At 72.2% G+C, this 25,502-nt stretch carries 23 protein-coding genes; 12 read left to right on the top strand and 11 right to left on the bottom strand.

Going from position 1 to position 25,502, the window contains the following annotated elements:
• Window positions 1-54 precede the first annotated feature (54 nt).
• From A6A06_RS38350 to A6A06_RS38340, 3 genes are read left to right on the top strand one after another with little or no spacing between them, the layout of a single operon-like run.
• Window positions 55-1,023, top strand: a complete 969-nt coding sequence (locus A6A06_RS38350) for a COG1470 family protein (protein ID WP_073768529.1) — start codon at window positions 55-57, stop codon at window positions 1,021-1,023.
• Window positions 1,020-2,165: a hypothetical protein gene (locus tag A6A06_RS38345; RefSeq protein ID WP_443333826.1), complete on the top strand. Its 1,146-nt coding sequence runs from the start codon at window positions 1,020-1,022 to the stop codon at window positions 2,163-2,165. Before A6A06_RS38350 ends, A6A06_RS38345 begins: the two co-directional genes overlap by 4 nt.
• Complete coding sequence (locus tag A6A06_RS38340; RefSeq protein WP_079194638.1) at window positions 2,165-3,616, top strand: hypothetical protein; 1,452 nt, start codon at window positions 2,165-2,167, stop codon at window positions 3,614-3,616. Before A6A06_RS38345 ends, A6A06_RS38340 begins: the two co-directional genes overlap by 1 nt.
• A 97-nt stretch (window positions 3,617-3,713) precedes the next feature.
• On the opposite strand, the gene A6A06_RS38335 is transcribed toward A6A06_RS38340, so the two are convergent.
• On the bottom strand, window positions 3,714-5,243 hold the full coding sequence (locus A6A06_RS38335) for a peptide MFS transporter (protein ID WP_073768525.1): 1,530 nt from the start codon (window positions 5,241-5,243) through the stop codon (window positions 3,714-3,716).
• Between the two features lie 522 nt (window positions 5,244-5,765).
• On the opposite strand from A6A06_RS38335, the gene A6A06_RS38330 reads away from it, so the two are divergent.
• Window positions 5,766-6,446, top strand: coding sequence for a response regulator transcription factor (locus A6A06_RS38330; protein WP_073768523.1), 681 nt, complete (start codon window positions 5,766-5,768; stop codon window positions 6,444-6,446).
• 59 nt (window positions 6,447-6,505) lie between these two features.
• Window positions 6,506-7,753 (top strand): ATP-binding protein, encoded by a 1,248-nt coding sequence (locus A6A06_RS38325; RefSeq protein WP_073768521.1) that lies wholly within the window; start codon window positions 6,506-6,508, stop codon window positions 7,751-7,753.
• Window positions 7,754-7,808: 55 nt separating this feature from the next.
• Here A6A06_RS38325 and A6A06_RS38320 read toward each other — a convergent pair whose 3' ends face one another.
• Window positions 7,809-8,339, bottom strand: coding sequence for a GtrA family protein (locus A6A06_RS38320; protein WP_073768519.1), 531 nt, complete (start codon window positions 8,337-8,339; stop codon window positions 7,809-7,811).
• 135 nt (window positions 8,340-8,474) lie between these two features.
• Window positions 8,475-8,912, bottom strand: a complete 438-nt coding sequence (locus A6A06_RS38315) for a protease inhibitor I42 family protein (protein ID WP_073768517.1) — start codon at window positions 8,910-8,912, stop codon at window positions 8,475-8,477.
• 165 nt (window positions 8,913-9,077) lie between these two features.
• Here A6A06_RS38315 and A6A06_RS38310 point away from each other — a divergent pair, with 165 nt between their 5' ends.
• The 3 genes from A6A06_RS38310 to A6A06_RS38300 are packed head-to-tail and all read left to right on the top strand — an operon-like array spanning window position 9,078 to window position 11,916.
• A complete protein-coding gene (locus A6A06_RS38310) occupies window positions 9,078-10,196 on the top strand; it encodes a 5-(carboxyamino)imidazole ribonucleotide synthase (protein WP_073768515.1) in 1,119 nt (372 codons plus the stop codon).
• The gene (gene purE, locus A6A06_RS38305) at window positions 10,193-10,732 is read left to right on the top strand and encodes a 5-(carboxyamino)imidazole ribonucleotide mutase (protein ID WP_073768513.1); all 540 of its coding nucleotides are present in this window, start codon (window positions 10,193-10,195) and stop codon (window positions 10,730-10,732) included. Before A6A06_RS38310 ends, purE begins: the two co-directional genes overlap by 4 nt.
• Window positions 10,729-11,916 carry a dipeptidase gene (locus A6A06_RS38300; RefSeq protein WP_073768511.1) on the top strand — a complete coding sequence of 396 codons (1,188 nt, stop codon included), beginning with the start codon at window positions 10,729-10,731 and terminating at the stop codon, window positions 11,914-11,916. Before purE ends, A6A06_RS38300 begins: the two co-directional genes overlap by 4 nt.
• 78 nt (window positions 11,917-11,994) lie before the next feature.
• Here the strand turns inward: A6A06_RS38300 and A6A06_RS38295 are convergent, their stop codons facing one another.
• Entirely contained in the window at window positions 11,995-13,335 is a 1,341-nt protein-coding gene (locus A6A06_RS38295; protein WP_073768509.1) for a UDP-glucose dehydrogenase family protein, read from the bottom strand.
• Between the two features lie 198 nt (window positions 13,336-13,533).
• On the opposite strand from A6A06_RS38295, the gene A6A06_RS38290 reads away from it, so the two are divergent.
• On the top strand, window positions 13,534-14,706 hold the full coding sequence (locus A6A06_RS38290) for an acyl-CoA dehydrogenase family protein (RefSeq protein ID WP_073768507.1): 1,173 nt from the start codon (window positions 13,534-13,536) through the stop codon (window positions 14,704-14,706).
• A 141-nt stretch (window positions 14,707-14,847) separates the two neighbouring features.
• Here the strand turns inward: A6A06_RS38290 and A6A06_RS38285 are convergent, their stop codons facing one another.
• The 5 genes from A6A06_RS38285 to A6A06_RS38265 form a co-directional block, all read right to left on the bottom strand.
• Entirely contained in the window at window positions 14,848-15,948 is a 1,101-nt protein-coding gene (locus A6A06_RS38285; protein WP_073768505.1) for a methyltransferase domain-containing protein, read from the bottom strand.
• 215 nt (window positions 15,949-16,163) lie between these two features.
• The gene (locus tag A6A06_RS38280; RefSeq protein ID WP_073768503.1) at window positions 16,164-17,012 is read right to left on the bottom strand and encodes a helix-turn-helix domain-containing protein; all 849 of its coding nucleotides are present in this window, start codon (window positions 17,010-17,012) and stop codon (window positions 16,164-16,166) included.
• A 23-nt stretch (window positions 17,013-17,035) separates the two neighbouring features.
• Entirely contained in the window at window positions 17,036-17,566 is a 531-nt protein-coding gene (locus A6A06_RS38275) for a DUF6879 family protein (RefSeq protein WP_073768501.1), read from the bottom strand.
• Window positions 17,541-17,798: a hypothetical protein gene (locus A6A06_RS43370; RefSeq protein WP_073768499.1), complete on the bottom strand. Its 258-nt coding sequence runs from the start codon at window positions 17,796-17,798 to the stop codon at window positions 17,541-17,543. The genes A6A06_RS38275 and A6A06_RS43370 overlap by 26 nt, the downstream gene beginning before the upstream one ends.
• Window positions 17,799-17,971: 173 nt before the next feature.
• Entirely contained in the window at window positions 17,972-19,309 is a 1,338-nt protein-coding gene (locus A6A06_RS38265) for an LCP family protein (RefSeq protein ID WP_073768497.1), read from the bottom strand.
• A gap of 283 nt (window positions 19,310-19,592) precedes the next feature.
• On the opposite strand from A6A06_RS38265, the gene A6A06_RS38260 reads away from it, so the two are divergent.
• A complete protein-coding gene (locus tag A6A06_RS38260) occupies window positions 19,593-20,147 on the top strand; it encodes an acyl-CoA thioesterase (protein WP_073768495.1) in 555 nt (184 codons plus the stop codon).
• 12 nt (window positions 20,148-20,159) lie between these two features.
• Here the strand turns inward: A6A06_RS38260 and A6A06_RS38255 are convergent, their stop codons facing one another.
• Both A6A06_RS38255 and A6A06_RS38250 read right to left on the bottom strand, forming a co-directional pair.
• The gene (locus tag A6A06_RS38255) at window positions 20,160-20,900 is read right to left on the bottom strand and encodes a hypothetical protein (protein WP_073768493.1); all 741 of its coding nucleotides are present in this window, start codon (window positions 20,898-20,900) and stop codon (window positions 20,160-20,162) included.
• A gap of 46 nt (window positions 20,901-20,946) precedes the next feature.
• A complete protein-coding gene (locus tag A6A06_RS38250; protein ID WP_073768491.1) occupies window positions 20,947-22,416 on the bottom strand; it encodes an LCP family protein in 1,470 nt (489 codons plus the stop codon).
• 229 nt (window positions 22,417-22,645) lie between these two features.
• On the opposite strand from A6A06_RS38250, the gene A6A06_RS38245 reads away from it, so the two are divergent.
• Window positions 22,646-23,710, top strand: a complete 1,065-nt coding sequence (locus A6A06_RS38245) for a glycosyltransferase family 2 protein (RefSeq protein WP_073768489.1) — start codon at window positions 22,646-22,648, stop codon at window positions 23,708-23,710.
• Window positions 23,711-24,008: 298 nt separating this feature from the next.
• Window positions 24,009-25,439 (top strand): MFS transporter, encoded by a 1,431-nt coding sequence (locus A6A06_RS38240; protein ID WP_073768487.1) that lies wholly within the window; start codon window positions 24,009-24,011, stop codon window positions 25,437-25,439.
• The last annotated feature ends 63 nt before the right edge of the window (window positions 25,440-25,502 follow it).

Here is a 25,502-nt window from a genome sequence, read left to right as displayed (position 1 = left end):
CCGCATCAGGCACGCGTACGAGCACAGCACCTGCACCAGCCCCAGGAGCCGCCGATGCCGTCCCGTACCCGCTCGGTGGTCCCGGGCGCAGCAGCCCTCGCGACCGCCGCCGCGCTGCTGTGCCCGGCGGGGGCGTACGCCGCGCCCGCCGCCCCGGGACGGTGGACCGCCGCGCCCGCCCCCGGCGGAGGCGCCCGGCCCGGCGCCCAGGATCGCCCGTACTTCTACCTGGAAGGCGCGCCCGGGGCGGTCCTGAAGGACAGGCTCTCGCTGGCCAATCCCGGTGGCGAAGCAGTGACGATACGGCTGCGCGGCGGGCCGGCCGGGTCCGGCGGCTGGATCAGGGCGGCGGCCGAGGAGGTACGGGTACCACCGCGCACCCGGGCGGACGTGCCCTTCACCGTGACCGTCCCGGGAGACGCGGCGCCGGGCGACCACCCGGCCGCGCTCGTCGCCGAAGGGCACGGCAGGACGGCCGCCGTCCGGGTGCACCTGCGCGTGACCGGGCCCGCGCTGGCGGCGCTGAGCGTCGAGGAGGTGGCGGTGGAGCGCCGTGGCGGCGCGGCGGTCATCCGGTACGTGCTGGTCAACCGCGGCAACACCACGCTCACGCCACGGCTCGCGGTCGACGCCGACGGGCTGTTCGGCCCGGCCCTGCGCCGCATCGCGCGCACCCTCCCCGTCACCCTGCCGCCGGGCCGCCGCATCCCGCTGACCGAGCCGTGGCCCGATCCGCCCGCGCTGGACTCGGTGGACGTACGGCTGACGGTCACGGCGCCGGGCGGCGCGCACGGATCGGCCGCGGCCTCCTACACGGCGGTGCCGTGGGGCGTCGCCGCGCTGCCGCCCGCGGGACTGCTGGCGGGCGCGGCCGTGTGGCGCGTACGGCGCCGGAGGCGGGCGGAGCCCGGGACGGGGGCCCCGGCGGCGCAGCCGGAAACGGAACCGGAACCGGAAACAGAACCGGGGCCGAAACCGGACGCGGCCCCGGTGGCGGCTCCCCGGGCGGGGGCGGACGCGTGAACCGCGCCGGGCCCGCTCGCCGCCGGGCCGCTGCCCGGACCGGCGGAGCCGCCTCGGCCCTCCTGACCCTTCTGCCCCTCCTTGCCCTCCTGATCCCCTTCTGTCTCGCCCTGCTGCCCGCACCGCCCGCCATCGCGGCCCCCGTGGCCCCCGCCACCGCGGCCCCCGCCCCCCGCGTACAGCTCTCCGCGCAGGAAGCGGGCAAGGGCGGCACCGTCACCGTGACCGGCCGGGGCTGGCGGCCCAAGACGCTGCTCACCCTGCTCATCTGCGGGCAGAACATGATCGGCGGCACCAACGCCTGCGCCAACGGCGACGGCCGGGCCGTGACCACCGGCCCGGACGGCTCCTTCCGCAAGGACCTCCCGGTCGCCGAGCCGCCCAAGCCCTGCCCGTGCGTCGTGCACGCCGCCACCGTGACCGGCCCGCCCGCCACCGCCGACGCGCCGTTCACGGTGGCCGGTCACCCCGTCGCGCCGCTGCCACGGCAGGACACGGGCGGGCGGCTGAGCGTCCTGGCACCGCCGCGCCTGGAAGGCTCCAGCGGCCTGCTGACCTGGTTCGGCGCACCGCCGCAGCGGCGGCTCGTGGTCACCGTGGGCAACCTCGGCGCCACCTCCGCCCGGGACCCGGTCTTCGAGGTCGGCACCTCGCACGGGGTGTTCGCCCCGCAGTGGGAGGAGCAGCAGTGGCGGGGGACCGTGCCCGCCGGGCGGAAGCAGCGGATCGAACTGCCGGTGGAGCTGCCCGCGGGGGCGCACGGCGACCATCTCGTCTCGCTGAAGTACGGCGGCAAGGTGCTCGCCGAGCAGCCGTGGGGCGTCGGGCGGCCGTGGGGCGTGACGCTGTTCTGGATCCTGCTGTGCGTCGTCGTGCCGGCCGCGGTCTTCCGTGTCGGCATGGCGGTCGTCGACCGGGCCCGCCCGCGCCCCGGAGCCGCCCGTCCGCGGGGGCGGGCGCGGCGGCGGGCGCCGCGAAGGGCCGCCCCGCGGACTCCCCGGCGTACGGCGCCCGCCGCGGCCGAGCCCGCCCCCGCGGACGGCGATGCCGCCGCCACCCTGCCGTGGTTCACCCCGGACACCGCACCGTCTGCCACCACAGCACCACCGACCGACCCGCCGACGTCGAAAGGTTCCACGTGATGAGGCAACGCAGGAGAGCGAGCGCGGGCGGCTTCGCCCTGATGCTCGCCGGTGCGGGAATTCTGGCGGCCGCCGGACCGGCCGGGGCCGCGGAGGCGGCGTACCCGACCGAGTGCGTACCGCCGCCGATCTCGGGCCTGCCCGCGATCCAGGGCACCACCAAGGTGGAGGTGACCGCGCCCGCGACGGCGAAGGTCGGCGACGAGGTCGAGGTGGTGTGGAAGACGGTCGAGGCCGCGTCCAAGAACCCCGGCGTCCTCGACCTGGGCAAGGACACCGTGCAGCCCAGCGGCAAGATCAAGGTGGGCGGCGCGCAGAGCGGCGAGCTGCGCGTCCAGGGGCCGCGGCAGAATCCGCCGATCCCCAAGAACAGCCCGATGAAGCTCCCGGACATGAAGGGCACCCTGAAGCTGGAGAAGCCCGGCGAGGTCACCCTCGCGCCCGGCCCCTACACCATCAACGTCAACAAGCCGATCTCCACCGACACGAAGTGCACCCCGAAGGGTGAGGTGAAGCCCGCTGCCACGATCAAGGTGACGGCAGGCGGCGGCGACCCGGGCGGCACGACCGGCGGCAGCGGTACGGGCGGCAGCGGTACGGGCGGCGGCAGTACGGGCGGCGGCGACTCGGGAGGCAGCAGTACGGGCGGCACCACCGGCGGCTCGGACACCGGCGGCACGTCCGGCTCCGGCGGCTCGTCCGGCTCCTCCTCCGGCGCCTCGTCCGGCTCCTCGGGTGGTGGCGGCGACCCCGACGGCACCGCGTACGAGGGCAAGCAGGTCCAGGTCCCGTACGCCTGCAAGACCCCCATCGGCGACAAGAAGGCCACGTCGCCGGTGCAGATCGACGCCGTCAAGAAGGGCGGCGGCTACGGCCTGACGGTGAAGTTCGCGAAGTCGGTGATGGACAGCCCGGCGGACATCCCGGCCGGTACGGTCAAGCCGTCCATGGCGGTACGGCTCGGCGGCGCCGGCCAGGGCACCGTGAAGACCGAGGGCCCGGCCAACAAGGAGCCCGTCAAGTCCGGGCAGCCGATCGCGATCCCCGACCTGAAGGGCACCTACACCCCGGGGGCCACCGGCAGGACGACGCTGACGCCGGGCGTGCTGACCGTCAACGCGCTGGGGACGACCACGACGTGCACCCCGGAGAAGGACCCGGGCGCCTCCCTGACCCTCGACACCACGGCCCAGCAGGGCGGCACCGGCGGCAGCTCCGCGTCCGGCGGCACCGGCGGGGACACGGCGGGCGGCAGCGCGGCAGGCGGCAGCGCGGCAGGCGGCAGCGCGGCGGGCCCGGCGAGCGCGGGCGGCACCGCGGGCGGCCTCGCGGAGACCGGCGCGAGCGACCACGGCGGCCTGCGTGCCCTCGCCCTCGTCGCGGGCACGGTGGTCCTGCTGGGCGGCGCCGTCTTCACCTTCGTCCCGGGCCGCAGGCCGCGGCGCCGCTGAGGCCCGTACGAACCTGAACGCAGCCGCGTACAGCGCAAGAGGGGCCCGGTGCCCTCGGCACCGAGCCCCTCCGCGGATCAGGGACGCGTGAACAGCGTCAGTGGACGTCGCCCATGGACGCCTCGATCTTCTTGCGGGACATCCAGATCGCGACACCGGCCAGGGCGGCCAGGGTCGCTTCGGACGCCACCACCCCCACACCGCTGAGGTCGGCGCCGGACAGGGAGATCAGGCTGACCACGCAGTCGCCGGTGGTGACGGCGAGGAACCACACGCCCATCATCTGGCTGGCGTACTTCGCCGGGGCCATCTTGGTGGTCACCGACAGGCCGACCGGGGAGAGGCACAGCTCACCCATGGTCTGGATCATGTAGACGCTGAGCAGCCACATCGGGCTGACCTTGTCGCCGCCGGCCGACATCTGCATCGGCAGGATGAGCACGAAGTACGAGGCGCCGACGAGCAGCATCGCCATCGCGAACTTCACGACCGTGGTGGGCTCCTTGGAGCGCCGGGCCAGGGCCAGCCACATCGTGGCGAAGACCGGTGCGAGGGCCATGACCCAGGCCGAGTTCACCGACTGGAACCACGTCGAGGGGAAGTGCAGGCCGAAGATCGTGTCCGCGGTGTTCTTGTCGGCGAAGACGTTCAGCGTCGAACCGGCCTGGTCGAAGATCATGAAGAAGATCGCGGCGGCGACGAAGAACCAGATGTAGCCGCTGACCTTGGTCTGCTCGGTCTGCGTCAGATCCTTGTCGCGCTTGATGCGCACCAGCACCGAGATCGGAATGATCATGCCGAGCAGGCTGATCGGGATCAGCGCCCAGTTCAGCGTGAAGGACCCGGTGGCCAGGACGATGCCGTAGAAGACGGCCGCGACGACGGTCCAGATCAGGCCCTTGCGCAGCCAGCTGTTGCGCTCCTCGCGGGGCAGCGGGGTCGGGACCTGGCTGCTGCGCGGGTCCAGGTTGCGCGTGCCGAACAGGAAGCCCGCCAGGCCCAGCGCCATACCGAGGCCGGCGGTGGCGAAGCCGACGTGCCAGTTGATGTTCTGGCCGATCGTGCCGACCACCAGCGGGGCGAGCAGGCCACCGAGGTTGATGCCGATGTAGAAGATCGTGAAGCCGGAGTCCCGGCGCGGGTCCTGCGGGCCGTCGTAGAGCTGGCCGACCATCGTGGAGATGTTGGCCTTCAGCAGACCCGAACCCAGCGCCACCAGCGCCAGACCGGCGAAGAACGTGCCCTGGCCGGGCAGTGCCAGCGTGAGGTGACCGGCGATCACGACGATCGCGCCGATGACCACGGTCTTGCGCGGGCCCCAGATCCGGTCGCCGAACCAGCCGCCGGGCATGGCGAGCAGGTAGACCATCGCCATGTAGACCGCGTAGATCGCCGAGGCGGTCGCCGCGGTCATGGCCAGGCCGCCGCCCTGCTCGCCCACCTTGGCGTCGGCGCCGCCCGAGATGAGGTAGAGGACGAGGAGCGCCCTCATGCCGTAGAAGCTGAACCGCTCCCACATCTCGGTCATGAAGAGGGTGGCCAGTCCGCGGGGGTGGCCGAAGAAGGTTTTGCCGTCGCTGCCAGGGTTCCCCTGCGCTCCGGCGTCCTTCGTCAGGCTGGACGCCATGGTGCTTCCTAGGTGTGCTCGGGACGCGTGGGGAGACCGCAGCGCGCCCGGGTCGGCTGACCGGCACCGGCGTCACATTGCCCGCCCCCACGTCCGGCGGGGGCCGACGCCACTGGAAGAGGAATCGGCAGGACAGTCGTGACACCGGGATCCACGCCCCCGTGCTGCACGCGCGGTGGACCCGGTCGACAGGTCATTCACTGTGTATCAAGACTGGTGGTTCCAGCCCTGCACACAACAGGGACCGATGACGTCTCTTGAGAGTCATGGGTCCCGAGGCTGTGCTACGGACGTTGGGACACCATACGTCCAGCAGCCGCACCGGTGGGACCAGTGAGACAACGGTCACATGATCAAACGGGAACCGTACCGGGGGTTGCGCTTGCCGCGCCCCGTGTGCCCCGCGATCACCCGCCGGCCGCGATCACGCCGTCGGCGCGCCGCCCGCAGGACGTTTTCCGGTCACCTCCGGGCGCACCGGGTCCGGCCCGTGGAGGTAAGACCTGGGACTACCATCGGCCCATGACCCGTGTACTGCTCGCCGAGGATGACGCGTCCATCTCGGAGCCGCTCGCCCGCGCCCTGCGCCGCGAGGGTTACGAAGTCGAGGTGCGCGAGGACGGCCCCACGGCGCTCGACGCCGGTCTGCAGGGCAACATCGACCTGGTCGTCCTCGACCTGGGCCTGCCCGGCATGGACGGCCTGGAGGTGGCCCGCCGGCTGCGCAACGAAGGCCACTCCTTCCCCGTCCTCGTGCTCACCGCCCGCGCCGACGAGGTCGACACCGTCGTCGGCCTGGACGCCGGTGCCGACGACTACGTCACCAAGCCCTTCCGGCTCGCCGAACTGCTCGCCCGTGTCCGGGCCCTGCTGCGCCGCGGTTCGTCCGCCGAGCCGCAGCAGCCGCCCGCGACCCACGGCGTACGGATCGACGTCGAGTCGCACCGCGCCTGGATGGGGGACGACGAACTCCAGCTCACGGCGAAGGAGTTCGACCTGCTGCGGGTGCTGGTGCGGGACGCCGGCCGGGTCGTCACCCGCGACCAGCTGATGCGCGAGGTCTGGGACACCACGTGGTGGTCGTCCACGAAGACGCTGGACATGCACATCTCGTGGCTGCGCAAGAAGCTCGGTGACGACGCGGCCAACCCGCGCTACATCGCCACCGTGCGCGGCGTCGGCTTCCGCTTCGAAAAGAGCTGAGCACCCGCCGCCGGGCGGGAAGAAGTAGAAGAACGAACGCATCCCGCCCGGAGGACACCGTGCGCCGCCGTCTGATCAATTCCACCCTCGCCGTGGTGCTCGTCGTGATCGCCGTCTTCGGCCTCTCGCTCGTCATCGTCGAGACCCGCACCATCCAGTCGGGGGCGCAGGACAGCGTCGCCTCCGAGGCCGTACGCCTCGTCGGCATCGTCGAGAGCCGGCTGGGCAGCGGAGAGAAGCTGACCCCCGAGATCCTCTCCGAACAGATCACCGCGAAGCGGTACGCGGAGATCGAGGTGCCCGGCAGGTCGCGCATCGAGATCGGTGCCCGGCCGACGGGCGACGTCATCGCCTCGACCCAGCACGGCGACCGCGGCGAGACGGTCACCGTCCAGGAGCCGCGCTCCGCGGTCAGCGCCGAGATCGGCCGCACGCTGCTGGTCATCCTGGCCGTCGCGATCCTGGCGATCCTGGCCGCCGTGGTCCTCGCCGTCCAGCAGGCCCGGCGGCTGACCGCGCCGCTGACCGACCTCGCCGAGACCGCCGAACGCCTCGGCTCCGGCGACCCCCGGCCGCGCCATCGCCGCTACGGCGTGCAGGAACTGGACCGGGTCGCGGACGTGCTCGACGCCAGCGCCGAGCGCATCGCGCGGATGCTCACCGCCGAACGGCGGCTCGCCGCCGACGCCTCCCACCAGCTGCGGACGCCGCTGACCGCGCTCTCCATGCGGCTGGAGGAGATCACCCTCACCGACGACCCGGACACGGTGAAGGAGGAGGCCACCATCGCGCTGGGCCAGGTCGAGCGGCTCACCGACGTCGTCCAGCGGCTGCTGACCAACTCCCGCGACCCGCGCTCCGGCTCCGCCGTCGCCTTCGACCTCGACGAGGTCGTCAAGCAGCAGGTCGAGGAGTGGCGCCCGGCCTACCGCAGCGCCGGCCGGGCCATCGTCCGCTCCGGCAAGAAGGGGCTGCGGGCGGTCGGCACGCCCGGGGCGGTGGCGCAGGTCCTCGCCACCCTGATCGAGAACTCGCTGATGCACGGGGACGGGACGGTGGCGCTGCGGACCCGTGTCACCGGCAATCAGGCGGTCGTCGAGGTCACGGACGCCGGCCGGGGCGTACCGCCGGACCTCGGCTCGCGGGTCTTCGAGCGGACGGTCAGCGGCCGGAACTCGACGGGCCTGGGGCTGGCAGTGGCCCGCGACCTCGCGGAGGCGGACGGCGGCCGGCTGGAACTCCTCCAGCAGTACCCGCCGGTCTTCGCACTGTTCCTCGCCCGTGAGGCCGAGGCGTCCGCGGAGTGAGCGGGCGGCCGCTCCCCGGGAGGGGAGGGCCGCGCCGGGCGTGGCGGGAGGCGCCTCAGTCGCGCGGCCGCTCGGCCGCCGCCGCGCCCGCCGCCTGCGGGGCCTCGGCCCCCTCGGCCAGGAAGGACTCCGCGGTCTGCACGGCCTTCCGCGCAGGCAGCGCCTGGAACACCCAGGTGCGGTAGGACCAGAAACGGAAGAGCGTGGCCAGGCCGATGCCGAGGAACTTGAAGACGTTGCTCGCCAGCGGCGTGTCCCAGTGGAACCCGTACGTCGCCACGTACAGGACGCCGTTCTCGATCACCAGGCCGACGACGCTGAACAGCAGGAAGAGCGTCAGCTCCTTGGTCCGCCCGTTCTTGTCGCGGTCGCGGTAGGTGAAGTAGCGGTAGCCGAGGTAGTTCGTGCCGGTGGCCACCACGGTGGCGACGATGCTGGCCCGTACGACGGGCAGCTCGGTCAGGTGCCGCACGAGGTTGAAGACGGCGAAGTTGACGAGGACCCCCGCGCCCCCGACGGCGCCGAACTTCACGAGTTCGCGGGCCAGCGCGTCCAGTCGGGCCCGCAGTGCGCTCCGTTCACTCATCGTGATCGTTCAGCTCCTGTGGTGGGCGTTCGTGGGCGTTTTTGTGCGGTCGTCTCCGTTCAACCGCACGCTCATGCTAACCAGCGGACCTGCGTGCTGCCTGCCACCCGGGATCACGGTGACAGGCGGGACATGTCAGTTCACGGTCACACGGAACCTTCGGATCCGTTTGTTCTCGTCCTGTTCGTCGGCCTGCGGGGTGCCGCAGCGGAAGCAGTACCTGAGAGTCACCTCGGTCCGTCCGGCGCCGCGCGCCATGAAATCCACGTAGCGGATGCCGCCCGACCCGGGACGGGCCGGCTCGTCGGCGTCGTAGTGGCCACCGGTCTCCTTCAGTACGGCCGGATCCGGCTCCGGTGCCGCGAGGACCCACCGGAAGCCGGTGGAGGGGGTGTCCGCGAGGCGGATCGAGAAGCGGGTGCCGGCGGAGACGGTGATCTCCCGGTCGTCCTCGCCGAAGACGACCGGACCCGTCAGCTGGGTGACCACCGCGTAGACGGCGGCGCCCAGCGCCGCGACCGCGATGGTGATGCCCACGGTCCTGGTGCGCCTGGGTATGTGACCGTCGCCCATGCGTTCCTTTCCCTTCGCGCGGGCGGCGAGCCTACCGCCCCCGGCCGATCTCCGGAGGCCGGAACGCGAGAGTGGCGTACTTGTGTTCGTACGTTCCTCCAAGGGGGCGACGGGGCCCCGCGGGCGGGCGGATACCCTGGGGGCGTGACGTTCCCGGTAGTCGGCATGGTCGGCGGCGGTCAGCTCGCCCGTATGACCCACGAGGCGGGCATCCCCCTCGGCATCAGATTCAAGCTCCTCAGCGACACCCCGCAGGACTCGGCGGCCCAGGTGGTCAGCGAGGTCGTCATCGGCGACCACCGCGACCTGGACACGCTGCGCGCCTTCGCCCGTGGCTGTGATGTGATCACTTTCGATCACGAGCACGTTCCCACCGAGCATCTGCGGGCATTGGAGGCCGACGGCATCCCCGTACGGCCCGGCCCCGACGCGCTCGTGCACGCCCAGGACAAGGGGGTGATGCGAGCGAAGCTGGACGCGATCGGAGCCCCCTGCCCCCGGCACCGCATCGTCGCCGATCCGGCGGACGTGGCGCGGTTCGCGCAGGAGACCGACGGCTTCCCCGTCGTCCTCAAGACGGTCCGCGGCGGCTACGACGGCAAGGGCGTCTGGATCGTACGATCCTCCAAAGAGGCCGCCGAGCCGTTCCGCGCCGGCGTGCCGGTTCTCGCCGAGGAGAAGGTCCCCTTCGTACGGGAACTGGCCGCCAACGTCGTCCGCTCGCCGCACGGCCAGGCCGTCGCGTACCCGGTCGTGGAGTCCGTACAGGTCGACGGCGTCTGCGACACGGTGATCGCGCCCGCCCCCGACCTGAGCGACGAGCTGTCCGGACAGGCCCAGGAGCTGGCGCTGCGCATCGCGCGGGAACTCGGCGTGATCGGCCACCTCGCGGTCGAGCTGTTCGAGACCACCGACGGCCGCATCCTCGTCAACGAGCTGGCCATGCGCCCGCACAACTCCGGCCACTGGACCCAGGACGGCGCGATCACCTCGCAGTTCGCCAACCACCTGCGGGCCGTCCTCGACCTCCCGCTCGGCGACCCCCGCCCGCGCGCGCAGTGGACCGTGATGGCCAACGTCCTCGGCGGCGACTATCCGGACATGTATTCCGCGTACCTCCATTGCATGGCACGGGACCCGCAGCTGAAGATCCATATGTACGGAAAGGACGTGAAGCCCGGCCGCAAGGTCGGACACGTCAACACCTACGGCGACGACCTGGCCGACGTGCGAGAGCGCGCCGCGCACGCCGCCGGCTATCTGCGAGGAACCATCACCGAATGAGCCAGAGCAGCTCCCCCCTCATCGGCATCGTCATGGGCTCCGACTCCGACTGGCCCGTCATGGAGGCCGCCGCCAAGGCCCTCGACGAGTTCGAGATCCCCTACGAGGTCGACGTCGTCTCCGCGCACCGCATGCCGCACGAGATGATCGCGTACGGCGAGCAGGCCGCCGGCCGGGGCCTGAAGGCGATCATCGCGGGCGCCGGGGGAGCGGCCCACCTGCCGGGGATGCTCGCCTCGGTCACCCCGCTGCCGGTCATCGGCGTCCCCGTACCGCTGAAGTACCTGGACGGCATGGACTCGCTGCTGTCCATCGTGCAGATGCCGGCCGGCGTGCCCGTCGCCACCGTCTCCGTCGGCGGGGCCCGCAACGCCGGGCTGCTCGCCGCCCGGATGCTCGCCGCCCACGACCCCGACCTGCTCGCCCGGATGCGCGACTTCCAGCAGCAGCTCAACGAGCAGGCCACCGAGAAGGGCAAGCGGCTGCGCAACAAGGTCGCCGCCCCGGCCGGCTTCGGCTTCGGGGGCGGCAAGTGAGCGCGTCCCTGGAAGCGGCCCGCGCGCTGCTCGCCGAGCACCCCGTCGTCGACGGCCACAACGACCTGCCCTGGGCCCTGCGGGAGCAGGTCCGCTACGACCTCGACCGGCGCGACATCGCCGACGACCAGACCGGCCACCTGCACACCGACATCCCCCGGCTGCGGGCCGGCGGCGTCGGCGCGCAGTTCTGGTCGGTCTACGTACGGACCGACTACACCGGCGACCAGGCGGTCAGCGCCACCCTCGAACAGATCGACGTGGTGCGGCAGCTCGCCGCCCGCTACCCCGGCGACCTGCGCCTGGCGTACACCGCCGACGACATGGAAGCGGCCCGCGCCGACGGCCGGATCGCCTCCCTGATGGGCGCCGAGGGCGGCCACTCGATCAACAACTCGCTGGCCACCCTGCGCGCGCTGCACGAACTGGGCGTGCGCTACATGACGCTCACCCACAACGACAACATCGCGTGGGCCGACTCGGCCACCGACGAGCCCCGCGCGCACGGCCTCACCGCCTTCGGCCGCGAGGTCGTCCGCGAGATGAACCGCCTCGGGATGCTCGTCGACCTCTCGCACGTCTCCGCCGACACCATGCGCCACGCGCTGGACACCAGCGCGGCGCCCGTCGTCTTCTCGCACTCCTCCGCCCGCGCGGTCTGCGACCACCCGCGCAACATCCCCGACGACGTGCTGGAGCGGCTGCCCGCCAACGGCGGCATCGCGATGGCGACCTTCGTGCCGAAGTTCATCCTGCCCGCGGCCGTCGACTGGACCCTGCGGGCGGACGAGAACATGCGCGCGCACGGCCTCCACCACCTGGACACCACCGCCGAGGGCATGGCCGTGCACCGCGCCTTCGAGGCCGAACACCCGCGCCCGCTCGCCACCGCCGCCACCGTCGCCGACCACCTCGACCACATGCGCGAGGCCGCCGGCATCGACCACATCGGCATCGGCGGCGACTTCGACGGCACCGCCTTCACGCCCGCCGACCTCGCCGACGTGTCCGGCTACCCGAACCTGGTCGCCGAACTGCTCGACCGCAAGTGGTCCACGGCCGACCTGGCCAAGCTGACCTGGCAGAACGCGGTCCGCACGCTGCGCGGCGCCGAGGACGTCGCGCGTACGGTGCGTACCGAGCGCGGCCCGTCCAACGCGACGATCGAACAGCTCGACGGCTGAGGGGCACGCACCTCCTGCGCAACGCCACGAGGGCCGTACTCCGCGGAGTACGGCCCTCGTGGCGTGTGCGTTCCCGTCTCAGGCCTGCGGGCGGCCCAGCGCCCGGTACGTCCAGCCCGCCTTGCGCCACAGCTCCGGGTCGAGCGCGTTGCGCCCGTCCAGGATGCGCGGCGTGGCCACCACCTCGGCCAGCGCGGCCGGGTCCAGCTCCCGGAACTCCCGCCACTCGGTCAGGTGCAGCACCACATCGGCGCCGCGCACCGCCTCCAGCGCCGTGTCCGCGTACCCCAGCGTCGGGAACACGCGCCGCGCGTTCTCCATGCCCTTCGGGTCGTACACCGTCACCTGGCCGCCCTGGAGGTGGATCTGCCCGGCGACGTTGAGCGCGGGCGAGTCCCGTACGTCGTCCGAATCCGGCTTGAACGTGGCGCCGAGGACGGCGACCCGGGTGCCGAGGAAGGAACCGCCGACCGCCTCCCGGGTCAGCTCGACCATGTGACCGCGGCGCCGCATGTTGATCGAGTCGACCTCGCGCAGGAACGTCAGCGCCTGGTCGGCGCCCAGCTCACCGGCGCGCGCCATGAACGCCCGGATGTCCTTGGGCAGACAGCCGCCGCCGAAGCCGATACCGGCCCGCAGGAACTTGCGGCCGATCCGCTCGTCGTGGCCGATCGCCTCCGCCAGCTTCACCACGTCACCGCCGGCCGCCTCGCACACCTCCGCCATGGCGTTGATGAACGAGATCTTCGTGGCCAGGAAGGAGTTGGCGGACGTCTTGACCAGCTCCGCCGTGGGGAAGTCGGCCACCACGAACGGCGAGCCCTCGGCCACCGGCGTCGCGTACACCTCCCGCAGGACCTCCTCGGCCCGCCCGCCCTCGACACCGATGACGATCCGGTCCGGGTGCAGGGTGTCCTGCACGGCGAAGCCCTCGCGCAGGAACTCCGGATTCCAGGCCAGCTCCACGTCCTCGCCGGCCGGCGCCAGCTCCGCGAGCCGCTTCGCCAGCCGCGCCGCGCTGCCCACCGGGACCGTCGACTTGCCGACCACCAGCGCCGGGCGCCGCAGCAGCGGGGCCAGCGACTCGACGGCCGACTCGACGTACGACATGTCGCAGGCGTACTCGCCGTGCTTCTGCGGCGTGTTCACGCAGAGGAAGTGCACGTCGCCGAAGTCCGCCAGCTCCTCCCAGGAGGTCGTGAAGCGCAGCCGGCCGCTGGTGCCCTCGAAGCCCGCGACGTGCGCCCGCAGCAGCTCCTCCAGGCCGGGCTCGTACATCGGGGTCTCGCCCCGCTCCAGCATCGCGATCTTCGCCGGGTCGATGTCCAGCCCCATCACCTCGAATCCCAGCTCCGCCATGGCCGCGGCATGCGTCGCGCCGAGGTAGCCGGTGCCGATCACGGTGATCTTCAGGGCCATGGAAACTCCAGGTGCATACGGGGAGAAGTGCGCTGCCTGAGCATAGTCGGGCCACTGCCGGGCGGTCCGGGCCCGGTGGCCGGGACCTTTCGGGTGCTGTCGGCAAACTCACGTATCCCACCCGCCGTACAGCCCCCTAGAATTCGGGTTACTTAACGGTAGTTAGCACTGCACCAGCTCTCAGGGGAGTGAGAAACCTTGGCGGGAACCGCTGATTTCGATCTGTACCGGACGTCCGAGGAGCACGACATGCTCCGCGATTCGGTGCGCTCGCTCGCCGAGGCGAAGATCGCCCCGTACGCCGCCGAGGTGGACGAGGAGGCCCGCTTCCCGCAGGAGGCCCGGGACGCTCTGACCCTCAACGACCTGCACGCCGTCCATGTCCCCGAGGCGTACGACGGCGCCGGCGCCGACGCGCTGGCCACCGTCATCGTCATCGAGGAGGTCGCCCGCGTCTGCGCCTCCTCCTCCCTGATCCCCGCCGTCAACAAGCTCGGCTCGCTGCCGGTGATCCTCTCCGGCTCCGAGGAGCTGAAGAAGAAGTACCTGGCCCCGCTCGCCAAGGGCGACGCGATGTTCTCGTACTGCCTGAGCGAGCCCGACGCGGGCTCCGACGCGGCCGGCATGAAGACCAAGGCCGTACGCGACGGCGACGACTACGTCCTCAACGGCGTCAAGCGCTGGATCACCAACGCCGGCGTCTCCGAGTACTACACGGTCATGGCCGTGACGGACCCCGAGAAGCGCTCCAAGGGCATCTCCGCCTTCGTCGTGGAAAAGTCCGACCCGGGCGTCTCCTTCGGCGCCCCGGAGAAGAAGCTCGGCATCAAGGGCTCCCCGACCCGCGAGGTCTACCTCGACAACGTCCGCATCCCCGCCGACCGCCTCATCGGCGCCGAGGGCACCGGCTTCGCCACCGCCATGCAGACCCTGGACCACACCCGCATCACCATCGCGGCCCAGGCCCTCGGCATCGCCCAGGGCGCCCTCGACTACGCCAAGGGCTACGTCCAGGAGCGCAAGCAGTTCGGCAAGCCGATCGGCGACTTCCAGGGCGTGCAGTTCATGCTCGCCGACATGGCCATGAAGCTGGAGGCCGCCCGCCAGCTCACCTACGCCGCCGCCGCCAAGTCCGAACGCATCTCCGCCGGCGGCAAGCCCGAAGACCTCACCTTCTTCGGCGCCGCCGCCAAGTGCTACGCCTCCGACGCCGCCATGGAGATCACCACCGACGCCGTCCAACTCCTCGGCGGCTACGGCTACACCCGCGACTACCCGCTGGAGCGCATGATGCGCGACGCCAAGATCACCCAAATCTACGAGGGCACGAACCAGGTCCAGCGCATCGTGATGGCGCGGAACCTGCCGTAACGGCCGTCACATGCGTGCGAGGAGGCTCCGCCCCGGCGGGGCCTCCTCCGTTCCGGCGGGGCCTCCTCCGTTCCGGCGGGGCCTCCTCCGTTCCGGCGGGGCCTCCTCCGTTCCGGCGGGACCTCCTGGGCACTCACAGAGCTACGGACGGCCCACCACCTGCGACGGCTCGTCCAGCCACACCCACCACCCGTCCCGGCCGGCCGACAGACCGAACCGGGAGCGTTGCGGGCGCCCCAGCCCGTGCCATCGGAGGAACGCCGCGCGCACCTCGTCCCACAGAGCCCGCGGGCCGTACTGCTCCACCTCGTACGTGTCCACGTCGGGTACGTACTCCACGGTGGCCCAGGACGATCCGTCGTCGGCGAAGAACCACAGGGTGGCCTCGCCGCTGTCGTCGGCGCACCACCGGTACCACGCGTCGGTGACGTGCAGACCGGTGAAGAACGCCGGCGCGTCCTGGATGACGTGCTGCGGCGGGATGCCCGTCGTGCTCTTCTTCCCGGCCTCCCCGCCGTACAGATCGGCGATGCGCCCGGCTCCGGCCCGGCGGGTGCGGTCCCACATGAAGGCCGGGTAACCGGAGAAGGCGCCCCGGGCCGTCCCGTCCCGCACCTCCAGCGTGGCGAACGAGCCACTGAAGAAACTGCTGCCCCACGGGGTGACGATCCGCCCGTCGGGACACTGCTCCAGCCAGGCCGGCGGGATGTCCCGCATGGTGCAGGTGCAGACGACCCGGTCGTACGGAGCGCCCTGCGGATGCCCGTCGCGCCCGTCGCCCGCGACGGCCGTCGGCCGGAACCCAGCCCGGTCGAGGCTGCCCAGCGCTGCGGCCAGGACGGCCGGATCCAGCTCGACGCTCGTCACCCGGCTGTCGCCCAGCCGGTGGCACAGCCAGGCCGCGTGGTAACCGGTGCCGGTGCCGATCTCCAGCACCCGGTGTCCGTCCCGCACGTCGAGCAGGCTCAGCACGTCGAGCATGACCGACGGCATGGAGGACGACGACGTGGCGAGCCGGAACGCACCGTCCGCAGTGGCCGCACCGTCGTTGACCTGTGTGACGACGGGTGCGTCCGCGTAGACGGCCCGCAGCCAGCCCTCGGGGTCGGCGGTGAAGTCGCCCCCTTCGAATCTCTCCGGAACGAACAGTGCCCGGTCCACCGCGTCCACGGCCCTCCGCCATTCCGCAGGCACCAGCCCCCGCCTCTCCAGCCCGGCCACGAGCTGCCGGTGCGTCGTCATCCGTCCTCAACTCTTCGGCGGCTCGTACGGCTTGGTCGGCCCCGGCGGCCTGTCCCGGTGGCCGTCGCTGTCGGACGTGTCGGGCCTTCCGGAGTGGTCGCCGCCTTTTTTGCCCATGGGTGCCTCGCTTCTCGCGCGTTGTCGTGGTGCTCCATCGCTGACGCTACGGAGGCGGCAGGCCACGGGCCACGTTCTTGCACCGGCTTGCACGCGCATCACCCCAACGCGTTAATCGCTTCCGTGATCAGACTCCGAGCGGCCGTGCCGTACACGGCGATGTCGGAAAGCCCGGCGAACGCCTTCGCATAGGTGGCGATCTCACCGGGAGCCGAGATGTTCACCGCGGCCGTGAGCAGTTCGACGCTCACCCGGCGGTCGTCGAAGAGATAGAAGGCCTCCAGCGGCCACATCCGCCGCTCGGCCCCGAACGGAATGACGCCGAAGCCGACATTCGGCAGAGCCATGACCGCCAGCAGGAAACCGAGCTGGCCGGCCATGGTGCCCGCGTCGCCGATGCGGTGCCGGAGTACGGTCTCCTCGACCAGCAGAGCGAACCGGTGACCGCCCTGGAACACCACCTGTGAGCGCTCGACACGGGAGGCCGCGGCGGAATCCGCGTCGTCCGGGGTGTTCTGGAAAGCGGCGATGGTCGAGAGCAGGGCCGCCGCGTACGCCTCCGTCTGGAGCATTCCCGGAACGACGTTCGAGCAGTACACCCGGAAATGGCGGGTGCTCTCGTACAGGGGAATCACTTCCTCCTGCGCCCTGCGCATCCCGTGCCGGTGCAGCTTCTTCCAGTGCACGTACAACTGGTCCGCCTGACGGTTCGCCGCGACCAGGTCGGCCACCTGGTCCTCGGCCCCGCAGGCCGTGCACCATGCGTGGATGTCGGCATCGGAGGCGGGCGTTCTGGCCCGCTCCATCCGGGACGACTTGGCCGGGCTCCAGCCGCACCGCACCGCCAGCTCGTGGCCGCTGAGCCCCGCTTCCCTGCGCAGCGCACCGAGGTGCGCGGCGATCACCTCACGGGCGGCCCGGGCGCTGGACGAGGGCGAGGCGGGCATTGCCGGGCGCTCTCGGGGGCCGCTCAGACCGCGTACCTCTCGTGCGGGGTACCGCGCTCCCACACGGCCTCGAACGCCGCCGACGCCAATCGCGCCACGGCGGGTTCCGTACGGACCTCCCAGCCGGGCGCCGACCAGTTGCCGTCGCCCGAGAAGTGGTTGAAGAGCACGGTCGAGCCGTCGAACACCCAGCAGTCGTTGCCCGGCAGCGCGAGGTCCGACGCCAGGCGCCGGGGCAGCCAGCGCACCTGCTCCCCGGCGTGCAGGTTGACCGGGGTGCCGGCGTGCTCGAACCGGATGTAGTCGGTGACGGGTTCGGAGACGACGCGGGCGCGGCGGACGATGACACCGCGCGCCACCGTTTCCCGGATCAGCCCCACCCAGGGCGCCCAATAGCCGGACGTGGGATCCGCGTCGCGTCGTCCGGTACGCCTCCACCGCTCGAAGTCGTCGGCCTCGTCTCCCACGCCGTACACGTCGCGCATCTCCAGATGAACGGCGGAGTGCCGTGTCGCGGCCAGCAGTTCGTCAAAGCCCCGTTCGCTCTGCGGCATCACACGCCTCCCTGAGTACCGGCACCATCCGGACCGGAATCCGGATGACGGCTTCGTGCGAAGGAATTCCCGGAGCATGGCCGGGAACGGCGAAAGCGGCGCATTCGGCCGCCAGTCGTGTGTCCGGTTTCCATCCTTGGAGCACCAGTTCACGAGCCTCGTCGTCCACCCACACCGTGGGGGAGCCCTGCTGCCCGGTGTCCGGATCGATCCCGATGAACCGTAGAGCCATGGCCGCCTCCGGCGTCGAGTGGCTTGCGCCGACTTGCACGAGCTTGACGGCGGAGGGATCGGACCGTCAACGGCGCACACCCGCAGCCGAGCGCTGCCCGGTGCGGCGTGCCCCGGCGCCGAAACGCCGAGCCCCGGACCGCGCTCGCGGTCCGGGGCTCGCCTCGATGGTCTCTAGTCCCCGCTCACCGTCACCGGCTCGTCGTTCTTCAGCTGGTCGACGAGTTTGGAGACCTTGGACTTGTCCCAGACGAGGTTGCCGCCGCGGGAGCCGGAGACGGGCATGTTCATCGACTTGCCGTCGCCGCCGGTGACGCCCTTCATGGCGAAGAACATCTGGCCCAGGCTCCACAGGCCCATGTCCTTGTCGACGATCACGGTGTCCAGGCCCGCGCTCATCGTCGGGTAGAGCTTGAACGGGTTGATGATCGTGCCGGGGGTGGCCGTCTGGCCGGCGAGGGCCGCGAGGAACTTCTGCTGGTTCTTCGTGCGGTCCAGGTCGCTGCCCGCGAAGGCGTAGCGGGTGCGGACGAAGGCGAGGGCCTGTTCGCCGTTGAGGGTCTGCTTGCCGGCCTGGAAGTCGGCGCCGGACTTCTTGTCCTTGAAGGCCTTCGGGATGTCCATCTCGACGCCGCCGATCGCGTCCACGATGTTGGCGAAGCCCGCGAAGCCGATCTCGACGTAGTGGTCGATGCGCAGTCCGGTGTTGTGCTCGACGGTGCGCACCAGCAGCTCCGGGCCGTCCTCCGCGTAGGCCGCGTTGAGCTTGGTGTGGCGGCCCCTGGCCGCGTACTTCTTGCCGGACTTGGAGCCGACGAACGAGGGGATCTCCACGTCCGAGTCGCGCGGCAGGGAGACCAGCGTCGGGCCGTTGCCGCCGTCGTGCAGGATCATCATCGAGTCGGTGCGCTTGCCCTCGGCGGAGCCGGTGTGCAGCTTCTTCTTGTCCTCGTCGGACATGCCCTCGCGGCTGTCGGAGCCGACGATCAGGTAGTTGGTGCCGTCGCCTTCCTCCGGCCGGTCGATGACCTTGCTCAGGTCGACCTCGCGGCGCAGCTTGCCGTCGGCCCAGAAGTACGTGGCGACGGAGGTGACGAGGAGCACGACGACCAGGGTCAGGACGGTCCACTTGATGCGGCGGCCCCAGTTGGGGGCGGGCCGCGGGGCACGGCCGCCCTGGCCGCCGCCCTGCCCTCCGGAGCCGCCCTGTCCGCCGCCGCGGCCCCCGCCGTAGACCTGGCCGGTGTTGTAGCCGTCGTTGTGCCCGCCGTCGTAGCTGTTGCCGTACGGGGCGTGGCCCTGGCCCTGGTTCTGGTGGGGAACGGAGGGCCGGCGCGGCGAGAGGTGCGGCGGCAGCGGCGGCTCGGGGGGCTGCTGCCCCGGGCCGGGTCCGGGGCCGGAGCCGCCGGGCCCGCCACGCCGTACGTGCGGCATGGCGCGCGCGCCCTCCGGCTCGGCGCCGCTGCCACGTCCGTACTGGTCTCTGTTGTCGGACCCAGGCCACTCGTTCATGGGGGAAGTCTGCCTGTCCTACGGCTCCCCCATACAGGCCAGGTACGAGATCGGACCTCCGCTGTTGCAGAGCTGATGCAAAGGGACGCGGGGCGTCGCTTGCGCAATGCGGACGGACGTGATCATTCCAGCGGGTTCTGCCTGGTCGGGGGAGGGGGCGGTGGAGTGGCGCGGTGGATGGTGGCGGGTGGTGTCGAGGTGTGTTCGGAGCGTGAGGTGGTGGAGGGGGGCGCAGGGGTGGGGGCTGGGGGAAGGGTGTGCGCCCCGCGCATAAAGTGGGCGCATGACCGATCTCGTCACCACCGACCCGGAGGGCGACCTTCCGGGCAAGCCCACCTCCGTCTCCCGGACGACGCTGTCGCACATCATGACGGCAGGCGACACCAACCTGCTGGGTACGGTGCACGGTGGCGTGATCATGAAACTCGTCGACGACGCGGCGGGCGCGGTGGCCGGCCGGCACTCCGGCGGGCCCGCGGTCACCGCCTCCATGGACGAGATGGCGTTCCTCGAACCGGTCCGCGTGGGTGACCTGGTGCATGTGAAGGCGCAGGTCAACTGGACCGGGCGGTCCTCGATGGAGGTCGGGGTGCGGGTCCTGGCCGAGCGCTGGAACGAGTCCACGCCCGCGACGCAGGTCGGTTCGGCGTATCTGGTGTTCGCGGCGGTGGACGAGGACGGCAAGCCCCGTCCCGTGCCGCCGGTCGTCCCGGAGACCGAGCGGGACAAGCGTCGCTACCAGGAGGCCCAGATCCGCCGTACCCACCGGCTGGCCCGGCGGCGCGCGATCAAGGAGTTGCGGGCGCAGCGGGTGGCGGACGGGATTGACGACGCGTAGGGGCGCGGATGGTCAGGCCCTTTCGGGGCGGGTCAGGTCGAGGGCTGCTTTCGTGTCGGCCGTGCGGGCGCCTTCCCAGAGCAGTACGCGGTCGGCGCCGGACTCGGCGAGGAGTTGTTCGGCGAGCCGGGTGTCGCTGCCGAGGGCGCGTGCCACGACGTCCTGACCGCTGCTCCGTACGGCCCACGTGCCGCCGTCGCGTACGTCGAGGCGCCAGCTGTAGCGGACGCGTTCGCGCAGGATGCGGTACACGTACGACGGTGTGACGGCGAGGTCGCGGGCGATGGCGGGTGCTTCGAGGCCGTCCGCGGCGGCCTCCAGGACGAGGCGCGGCAGGGCGGCTTCGGTGATCTTGTAGGCGCGGCGGATGCGGCCCGCCTCGGTGAGGGTGAGGTCGTCGGCGCCGAGGCCGCCGGTGTCCGGTTCCGGCGCGTTCCCGGTCCGCGCCGACTGCGGCGCCGGGCCGGTGGCGCCCCGGTTCGCATGGTTGAGGCGTTCGACGTCCGCCTGGAGTGCGGCTTCCTCCTGCTCCAGCCGGGCCCGCTGCGCGGACAGGCGCGCGGCGCGGGCGGTCAGGTCCTCGTGCCCGAAGCGCCGCGGAGCGCCCGGGGCGCCCGGGGCGCCCGGGACGTCCGGGGCGCCCGGGTCGTCCGGCACCTGACTGTCCGGCTGTGAGCGCAGGAACTGCTGCGCGACGATGGCGATCTGGTCGAGGAACCACCGGTCGCTGAGAGGTGTTCGTTTTTCACCCATGGGCGGGAATGTACTGAGTACACAGCGCGCTGGGCAACCGGGTTCACTACCGGCGGGCCGGCGGCTCGGGGCACGCCGCCTCGTCGCCGGTCAGGGTCCCGAAGTCGCCGGAGGCGTTCGTCTGGGTCGGGTCGTCGGAGCGGACCCGGTGGACCGCCTTGAAGTCCTTGCCGACGGTGACGCGCAGCATCGCGCCCTGGCCGGGGACCTGGCGCAGGGCCGCCCCGGGAAGGGCGGCGGCGAGGGAGCGAACCGAGCGGTTCCAGCGCGGGTCGTAGGCGATCACGGTCCGCCGGGCGCGGGCAGGGGCGTTGCCGGGGGTGCCGGTGGTGTCGAAGCCGGTGGCGCGCAGGGACTTGTCCACCGCGCGGCCCAGCCCCGTACGGCCCGCTCCGTTGTCGACCTGCACCCGGATCGTGGCGGGCGGTACGTCCACGACCGTCGCGCGCCGGTGGCCGGACCGCCGCACGGCCAGCGGCCGGTCCTCGCGCAGGGCCTGGAAGAGCTTCTTCGCCCGCTCCTCGTTCCACATCACGGTCGAGCCCACGTTGGGCACCTGGAAGTCGATGTCGCCCAGCGGCACGGAGGCGAATTCGGAGGACGACGGGTTGAAGCCGCGCAGGGCCTGGCCGAGGTCGACCATCTCGTCCGCGCCGAAGCCCTCGTCGGCCCGTACGGACTCCAGCAGCGCGTCGGTGATCTCCTTGAACCGGGCCGGGTGGAGCAGCGCGCCGGAGCTGGTGATCTTGTGCATGAGCGCGGCGAGGAAGCGCTGCTGGCGCTGCATCCGCCCGAGGTCGGAGGCGCTGTCCAGGTGCCGGGCGCGGACGTACTGGAGCGCCTGCCCGCCGTTGAGCCGGGAGCGCCCGGCGGGCAGGTCCAGACCGCTGTAGCTGTCCTTCAGGGGGCGCGCGGAGCAGATGTTCACGCCGCCGACCGCGTCCACGGTCTTCATGAAGCTGGTGAAGTCGACTTCCAGGTAGTGGTCGATGTGCACCCCGGTCATCCGCTCGACGGTCCGGATCGTCAGGTTGGGCCCGCCCTCGGCGTACGCCGCGTTCAGCTTCACGGGGTGGCCGTGGTGCTGCTTGCCGGTGGTGCCGTCGGTGTGCGGGGGCGTCTGCGCGTACGAGTCGCGCGGCAGGCTGACCACGCTGGCGCGGTCCCGGTCGGCGGACAGGTGCACCATCATGATCGTGTCGGTGCAGTGGCACGGCTCGCCGCCCAGGTGGTACCTGCGCTTCTCCTCGGGGGAGAGCTTGTCCCGGCCGTCCGTGCCGACGACCAGGAAGTTCATGCCGTCACCGCCGCTGTTGTCCGGCCGGTTGCCCATGCCTTTGAAGGCGTCCACGCGGGCGATGCCGTCCTCGACGCCGGTGACCATGGCGTGCCCGATACCGCCCGCGGCCAGCAGCAGCAGCGAGGCGCCCGCGGTGATGCGCAGGCCCCAGCGGGGCCGCCCGCCCGGTCGCCGGTGACGGGCGGGCGGGCGGGGCGAGCGGTGCGGTGCGGTCATGGGGGACACCTCCGCGGCGGGGTCGGGGCGGACGGAGTGGGAATGGGGCGGACGGACCTCGGAACGGGAGGGTGGGGGACGGGGACGTACCGGGCGTAAAGGGAACGGAGCGGGCCGGGTCACAGTAGGCCCATATGATCGGCTGTAAAGCACCACACGCCGGGCGCCGCCCCCAGGGCCACCCGGCTGCCGTCGGCCCCCGTCCCCCACAAGCGGTAACGTGACCGCGATGAACGCCACGCCCCCGCAGCAGCTCCCGGCCGTCTCCGTGATCATGCCGGTGCTCAATGAGGAACGTCATCTGCGCAGCTCGGTCCAGCACATCCTGGAGCAGGAGTACGCCGGTGAGATGGAGGTGGTGATCGCGCTCGGGCCCTCGTCGGACCGTACGGACGAGATCGCCGCCGAGCTGGTCGCCGAGAACGCCGCGAACGAGCGGGCCCGGGTGCTGACCGTGCCCAACCCCACGGGCCGCACCCCGGCCGCCCTGAACGCGGCGATCAAGGCGTCCCGCCACCCGGTCGTGGTGCGCGTCGACGGCCACGGCATGCTCTCGGCGGACTACATCGCGACCGCGGTGCGCCTCCTGGAGGAGACCGGCGCGCAGAACGTCGGCGGCATCATGCACGCCGAGGGCGAGAACGCCTGGGAGGACGCGGTCGCCGCCGCGATGACCTCCAGGATCGGCGTGGGTAACGCGTCCTTCCATACGGGCGGCGAGGCAGGCCCGGCCGACACCGTCTACCTGGGCGTCTTCCGGCGCGAGGCGCTGGAGCAGCAGGGCGGCTACAACGAGGAATTCATCCGCGCCCAGGACTGGGAGCTGAACTTCCGCATCCGCGAGGCGGGCGGGCAGGTCTGGTTCTCGCCCGAGCTGCGGGTCCAGTACCGGCCGCGGCCCAGCGTCCGCGCGCTCGCCAGGCAGTACAAGGACTACGGGCGCTGGCGCCACGTCGTGGCCCGCTACCACTCCGGTTCGATCAATCTGCGGTACCTGGCGCCGCCGACCGCCGTGTGCGCCATCGCGGCGGGCACCGTGGTCGGCGCCCTCGTCACGCCGTGGGGCTTCGCCGTACCGGCCGGTTACCTGGCCGCCATCGCGGCGGGCTCGGTCCCGGCGGGCAGGAACCTGCCGCTGAAGGCCCGCGCCCAGATTCCGGTCGCGCTGGCGACCATGCACATGTCGTGGGGCTGGGGCTTCCTGACCAGCCCGCGGTCGCTGGCCAAGAAGGTCATCGCCAGCCGCCGTCCGGCGGTCACGGCACCCCGGCCGGCCGCGGCCGCCGCCGAGTGATCACGCCGGCGGCCCGTACCCGCCGCTGACGCGGACGGCGCCCGTACCCGGGAATCCAGCAGATCCGATTCCGACGGGTACGGGCGCCGACGCGTATCGGCGGCCCCGCACCGGCCCCTCTCCCGTGCCGGTCGTCTTTCCCGCGTCCGCCGCTTCGCCCGCCGCTTCGCCCCTCACGCACCAATCGCCCCGCCAGTCACAGCAGTAGACGCGGGCTGGGCACAGACGCACCGTCATGGTTACGATACGTGCCTCGATCATCACGTACCGTGCTCAACGATCGGCTGGAGGTGCCCCCGTGCGTCCATGGGCGGCGCTGGTTGTCCTGCTGTGCGGCACTTTCCTCGCCAACCTCGATGTCTTCATCGTGATCGTGGCGATGCCCGCACTGGAGCGGGACCTGGGAGCGGACGGCGGACAGCAGCAACTCGTCCTCGCGGGCTACCAGTTGGTCTACGCCCTCGGCCTGGCCGCCGGTGGCCGGCTGGGGGACGCGCTGGGCTCGCTGCGGGTCTTCGGCCTCGGCATGGCCGTCTTCACCGGCGCCTCGGCCGCCTGCGGGGCGGCGCCCACCACGGTCGTCCTGGTCGTGGCGCGGCTGTTCCAGGGGGCCGGCACCGCGCTGATGGTGCCGCAGGTCTACCGGGCGGCGCAGACCCTGTTCACCGGCGCGGCGCAGCGCAGGGCGTACGCCGCGATCGGCGCGGTGATGGGGCTCGGCGCGATCGGCGGGCAACTCCTGGGCGGCTGGCTGCTGTCGGCGGACGTCCTCGGCCTCGGGTGGCGCGCCGTCTTCCTCGTCAACGTGCCGGTGGGCGTCCTGGCGCTCGTACTCCTGCCGTGGGCGGCGGGCGGACACCGGCCCGTACGCCGCGGGCCGGTCCGTGCCGACCTCACCGGTACGGGCCTCGCGGCGGGCGCGCTCGGCCTGTTCGTCGTCCCGCTCGTGGCGGGCGGCACGGGCGGCATGGTGTGGTGGGGACCGGCCTGCCTGGCCGCCTCGGTCCCAGCCGCGGCCTGCTTCCTGCGCCACGAACGGGCACTGGACGCCCGGGGCGGCCACCCGCTCGTACCGCCGCGGCTGCTGCGGCTCGACGGCTTCCGCCGCGGCATCGTGCTGATCGTCCTGGTCAACTGCGGGCTCGCCGCGTTCGTCCTGATGCTCGGACTGCTGCTGCAGAAAGGGCTGCGCTGGAGCCCGCTCGCCACGGGAGCGGGCATGGTGCCGGCCGCGGTCGCGTTCGCCGTCGGGTCGCTGGCCGCGCCGCGGCTCGCCCGCGGCGCGGAGGCCCGGCTGCTGGTCCTGGCCTCCCTCGCCGCCACCGCCGGGTACGCGGGCTGCGCCATGAGCGCCCTCGGTGACGACCCGCGATGGCTGCTGGGAGCCGTGTGCGCCGTCGGCGGCGCACTGGGCCTGTGCGTCACCCCGGCCCTGTCCGTGACCCTGCGCACCGTGCCCGAAGCGGTCGCGGGCGCGGCGTCCGGCGTGGTCTCCACCGCCCAGCAGCTCGGCGCCGCCCTCGGCGTGTGCATCTTCGGCTTCCTCTTCTTCGCCCAGGTGCGCGCCACGGCCGACGTCGTCGCCGCCTTCGCGGTCACCACCACCGCACTGACCACGACGGCGGCGGCCGCCGCCGTCCTCGCCCGCGGTCTGCCCCGGGCGGCCGCGCCCGCCGGCCTGGCCGAGGACATCCACGGCGCTCCGGCGCCGCGGGACCTGCCCATGTGACCCATCTGATCCCACGTCACCCGATGTGGGCCCACCCGATCCCCTGCGACCGCACGTGACACG

Origin of the sequence: Streptomyces sp. CB02923 (assembly GCF_001905005.1) — a bacterium.
In the GTDB taxonomy this organism is placed as follows: Bacteria; Actinomycetota; Actinomycetes; order Streptomycetales; family Streptomycetaceae; genus Streptomyces.
This window is presented reverse-complemented; position numbering and strand designations above follow the sequence as displayed.

Bases quoted from the DNA above. Each gene is read 5' to 3' on its own strand.
- A6A06_RS38350 (WP_073768529.1), top strand. From the start codon at position 55: ATGCCGTCCCGTACCCGCTCGGTGGTCCCGGGCGCAGCAGCCCTCGCG.
- A6A06_RS38340 (WP_079194638.1), top strand. From the start codon at position 2,165: ATGAGGCAACGCAGGAGAGCGAGCGCGGGCGGCTTCGCCCTGATGCTC.
- A6A06_RS38335 (WP_073768525.1), bottom strand. From the start codon at position 5,243: ATGGCGTCCAGCCTGACGAAGGACGCCGGAGCGCAGGGGAACCCTGGC.
- A6A06_RS38330 (WP_073768523.1), top strand. From the start codon at position 5,766: ATGACCCGTGTACTGCTCGCCGAGGATGACGCGTCCATCTCGGAGCCG.
- A6A06_RS38320 (WP_073768519.1), bottom strand. From the start codon at position 8,339: ATGAGTGAACGGAGCGCACTGCGGGCCCGACTGGACGCGCTGGCCCGC.
- A6A06_RS38315 (WP_073768517.1), bottom strand. From the start codon at position 8,912: ATGGGCGACGGTCACATACCCAGGCGCACCAGGACCGTGGGCATCACC.
- A6A06_RS38310 (WP_073768515.1), top strand. From the start codon at position 9,078: ATGGTCGGCGGCGGTCAGCTCGCCCGTATGACCCACGAGGCGGGCATC.
- purE (WP_073768513.1), top strand. From the start codon at position 10,193: ATGAGCCAGAGCAGCTCCCCCCTCATCGGCATCGTCATGGGCTCCGAC.
- A6A06_RS38295 (WP_073768509.1), bottom strand. From the start codon at position 13,335: ATGGCCCTGAAGATCACCGTGATCGGCACCGGCTACCTCGGCGCGACG.
- A6A06_RS38285 (WP_073768505.1), bottom strand. From the start codon at position 15,948: ATGACGACGCACCGGCAGCTCGTGGCCGGGCTGGAGAGGCGGGGGCTG.
- A6A06_RS38280 (WP_073768503.1), bottom strand. From the start codon at position 17,012: ATGCCCGCCTCGCCCTCGTCCAGCGCCCGGGCCGCCCGTGAGGTGATC.
- A6A06_RS38275 (WP_073768501.1), bottom strand. From the start codon at position 17,566: ATGCCGCAGAGCGAACGGGGCTTTGACGAACTGCTGGCCGCGACACGG.
- A6A06_RS43370 (WP_073768499.1), bottom strand. From the start codon at position 17,798: ATGGCTCTACGGTTCATCGGGATCGATCCGGACACCGGGCAGCAGGGC.
- A6A06_RS38265 (WP_073768497.1), bottom strand. From the start codon at position 19,309: ATGAACGAGTGGCCTGGGTCCGACAACAGAGACCAGTACGGACGTGGC.
- A6A06_RS38260 (WP_073768495.1), top strand. From the start codon at position 19,593: ATGACCGATCTCGTCACCACCGACCCGGAGGGCGACCTTCCGGGCAAG.
- A6A06_RS38255 (WP_073768493.1), bottom strand. From the start codon at position 20,900: ATGGGTGAAAAACGAACACCTCTCAGCGACCGGTGGTTCCTCGACCAG.
- A6A06_RS38250 (WP_073768491.1), bottom strand. From the start codon at position 22,416: ATGACCGCACCGCACCGCTCGCCCCGCCCGCCCGCCCGTCACCGGCGA.
- A6A06_RS38245 (WP_073768489.1), top strand. From the start codon at position 22,646: ATGAACGCCACGCCCCCGCAGCAGCTCCCGGCCGTCTCCGTGATCATG.